The organism is Pseudomonas sp. HMWF006 (assembly GCF_003061205.1).
Taxonomy (GTDB): Bacteria; Pseudomonadota; Gammaproteobacteria; order Pseudomonadales; family Pseudomonadaceae; genus Aquipseudomonas; species Aquipseudomonas monsensis.
On record NZ_QAIU01000591.1, the window covers coordinates 1,444 to 4,705 of the forward strand.

The window sequence follows — 3,262 nt, forward strand, 5'->3', positions numbered from 1 at the left end:
GATATGCCGGTCACCGCCACTGCAACGACCGGAACCGTCACACTCACCAGTCGCCACAAGGGAGAAGCCGGCAACAGCTTGAATGCCCGGGTGAACTACTACACCGGCCAAGTCTTGCCAGCTGGCGTCGCCGTCACTATCAGCGCCTTCACCGGCGGCTCTGGTAATCCAGACCTGGGGGCTGCACTGGCCGCCTTGGGAGATGAGTGGTTCCAGGTATGGGGCCTGCCTTACTCGGATGCTGCAACGTTGGCTACCGTTAAAGCTGAGCTCAACAGTCGATTCGCTTGGGATCGTGAAATCGAAGCGCACGCTTTCACCGCCGCCCGCGGTACTCAAGGTTCGCTCGGTACTCTCGGCGACAGCCACAACAACCAGCACTTGGTCATCATGATGGCCAACGATGAGCCGATGCCGGCTTATGAAAAGGCCGCCGAAACCATGGCCATTGCAGCGCTCTACGCCGCAATCGACCCGGCGCGCCCAATTCAGAACCTGCAGTACGCGTGGTGCCTAGCGCCGGCGCCCGCTGACAAATTCACCAATCAGGAACGCAACCTGCTGCTGTTTGATGGCATCGCCACCAGCAAGGTCAACAACGACGGCACGATGGTTGTTGAGCGCCTGATCACGACCTACAAAACTAACACCGCCGGTGGCGCTGATATCAGTTACCTGGATAGCGAGACGCTGTTCACCCTGATGTACATCCGCCACGACTGGCGTGACTACATCCTGCGCAAATATCCGCGCCACAAACTGGCGAACGACGGGACTCGCTATGGCATAGGGCAACCGGTGGTGACGCCGGTGCTTATGAAGGCCGAGGCCGTTTCGAAGTTTCGCGAGTGGGAGCGCTTGGGGATGGTCGAAAACATGGCGGACTTCAAAGCCAACCTGATCGGCGAGCGAAACGAAAGCGACCCGAACCGGATGGATATGCTGCTGCCGCCGGACCTGGTCAATCAACTGCGCATTGTCGCCAATAAAATTCAGTTCCGCCTGTAACGGCGAATCGCCAGGAGATAAACCATGGCAGGCAAAAACCGTATTGGCGGCACCATCGCCTTGAAGGTCAACGGCGACATTTACTTCGCTAAAGGCAACTTCACCTACAACCTCGGCAAGCCGAAGCGCGAAGGCGTTATCGGCGCCGACACCGTTCACGGCTACAAGGAAACTCCTCAGATTCCTTTCGTTGAAGGCGAGATCACTGACCGCAACGAGCTCAGCCTCGAGGATTTGGTCACGCTCGACGATGCCACCATCACGCTGGAACTCGCCAACGGCAAGGTCATCACCCTGAGTGAGGCCTGGTACGCGGGCGAGGGCACCGGCAACACTGAAGAAGGCAACATTGCTTGCCGTTTTGAAGGCATGTCTGCTGAGGAAGTCGCGTAATGGCAAAGGAAAAAACGATTCAACTGGTAGAGCAGGCCACGTTCGGCAAAGACACGATCAGCGAACTGACTGTAACCCGCAAGCTGAAATACCTGCGCGGCCACGCGCTGCGCGTCACCTCGGACGGTAAGGGTAGCGGCGGGGTCGACATCGACTTCGCCACGTTGATCGACCTCGGCGCGAAGATGATCGGCCATCCGCCAGCGCTGATTGAAGAGCTGAGCGAGGACGACCAGGCCGCCGTAATTCAGGAAGCTCGCGATTTTTTGCTGAAGCACCTCGGGGGTGGCAGTCAGGAGTGACTGTCGTCGTCAAGGTCATGAGCGTTCAGCCATCGGAAGTCATGGAAATGGATTTCGAGGAACTGAACTGGTGGCTTGAGCGCACCGAGGAATGGGTTGAATGGCAGACAAAGGATACTCCCTAAGCTTAATCATCAAGGCTGTTGACCGTGTCACCGCCCCTTTGCGGGGAATCTTCGGCAAGGTCAAAGCAGCCAGCGCTGGCATTACTGGCGCGCTTGACCGGGTAGGCCTGCCGGTCTTCACCAACAGCCTGAAGGGCGTTGGCGGCGCGGTTGCTGGGATTGGCAAGGCTGTTGACTCCAGCGCGAAGCGCATCCTCGCGCTCGGCGCCACTCTCGGCGTCACTGGTGCGGCTCTAAACCTGTTCTTCCAGGGTTTTGCCGATGCCACCGGAGCAATTGGCGATACTGCCGAGCGCACAGGCATCAGCCGTGAGCGATTTCAGGAACTGAGTTTTGCCGCAAAGTTGACCGGCTCGTCGGCGGAAACGCTGGGCGGTGCTTTGCAGAAAATGCAGATCAACGTTGGCGCCGCTACGGCCGGCTCGAAAGAGCTGAAGGAAATGTTCAAAGGGCTGGGCATCAACATCAAGGACGCGTCCGGCAAATTGAAAAGTTCGGACGCGCTGTTCGACACTTTTGTCGATCGTATTTCGAAGATCAAAGACCCATCACTGCAGGCCCAGGCCGCTGTGAAGATTTTCGGAAAAAGCGCGACTGAGCTGCTGCCCCTGATCCGTGGTGGTAGCACTGACCTTAAAAAAATGTCAGATGAGGCGCGTCGCCTGGGGTTGGTGATTTCGGACAGTGCCGTCCGTGAAGGTGAAGAGTTTGGCGATACCCTCGACACGATCCACGCCGCGCTGAGTGGTGTTGGAAATACAATCGGTAGCGCACTGGTTCCCCAGCTGAACAAACTTGGCGCCCAGCTGATCGAAACAATCGTGAAGTACCGTCCTCAGATTGAGGCATTCGCAACCTCATTTGCAAAGAATCTGCCGGGTAATATCGAAAAGGTCACGGGGTTTTTGGGCGACCTGTACGATGGCGTACAGCCCGTAATCGATGTTTTCCAATCGCTGTCAGATACGTTCGGGGCGGCCAACCTCATTTTCACCGCTCTGGGCCTGTACATCGGTGGCGGCCTCTTGATGGCCGTATTAAATCTCGCTGTGGCGTTGAAAGGGCTGGGCGTGGCAATCACCCTGACGCCCGTAGGCTGGTTCCTTGCCGCCGTAGTGGCAATCGCAGGTGCGGCCTACATCGTTTACAAAAACTGGGATGCCATCGCGAAGTTCTTCGAAGAGAAATGGGGGCGCGTCAAGGCTGCATTCTCCGACGGGATCATCAACGGAATCGTGAAAGTCTGGCAGGAATACAACCCTGTCACGCTCATGATGGATGCCTTCAACGGGCTGATCAAATACCTGACCGGCTGGGATCTCGGAGCGATCCTCGGCGAGAAAATCACCGCCGCGGTTGCCGCTATTAAAAACGGATTGCCTGATTGGGCAAAGGAATTGCTGGGGATAGACGGTGCGACCGTAACAGTTGGGC

The 3,262-nt window shown here is 57.3% G+C and carries 4 protein-coding genes; all 4 read left to right on the forward strand.

Features of this window, described 5'->3' with window-relative positions; genetic code table 11:
- Positions 1 to 1,008 (forward strand): phage tail sheath subtilisin-like domain-containing protein (locus DBR24_RS27320; RefSeq protein WP_218278156.1); only part of this gene is annotated, 1,008 nt, incomplete at its 5' end.
- A gap of 24 nt (positions 1,009 to 1,032) precedes the next feature.
- Positions 1,033 to 1,401: a phage tail tube protein gene (locus DBR24_RS27325; RefSeq protein WP_128616272.1), complete on the forward strand. Its 369-nt coding sequence runs from the start codon at positions 1,033 to 1,035 to the stop codon at positions 1,399 to 1,401.
- Positions 1,401 to 1,703 carry a hypothetical protein gene (locus DBR24_RS27330; protein ID WP_128616273.1) on the forward strand — a complete coding sequence of 101 codons (303 nt, stop codon included), beginning with the start codon at positions 1,401 to 1,403 and terminating at the stop codon, positions 1,701 to 1,703. Before DBR24_RS27325 ends, DBR24_RS27330 begins: the two co-directional genes overlap by 1 nt.
- 100 nt (positions 1,704 to 1,803) lie before the next feature.
- Positions 1,804 to 3,262 (forward strand): phage tail tape measure protein (locus DBR24_RS27335; RefSeq protein ID WP_146189132.1); only part of this gene is annotated, 1,459 nt, incomplete at its 3' end.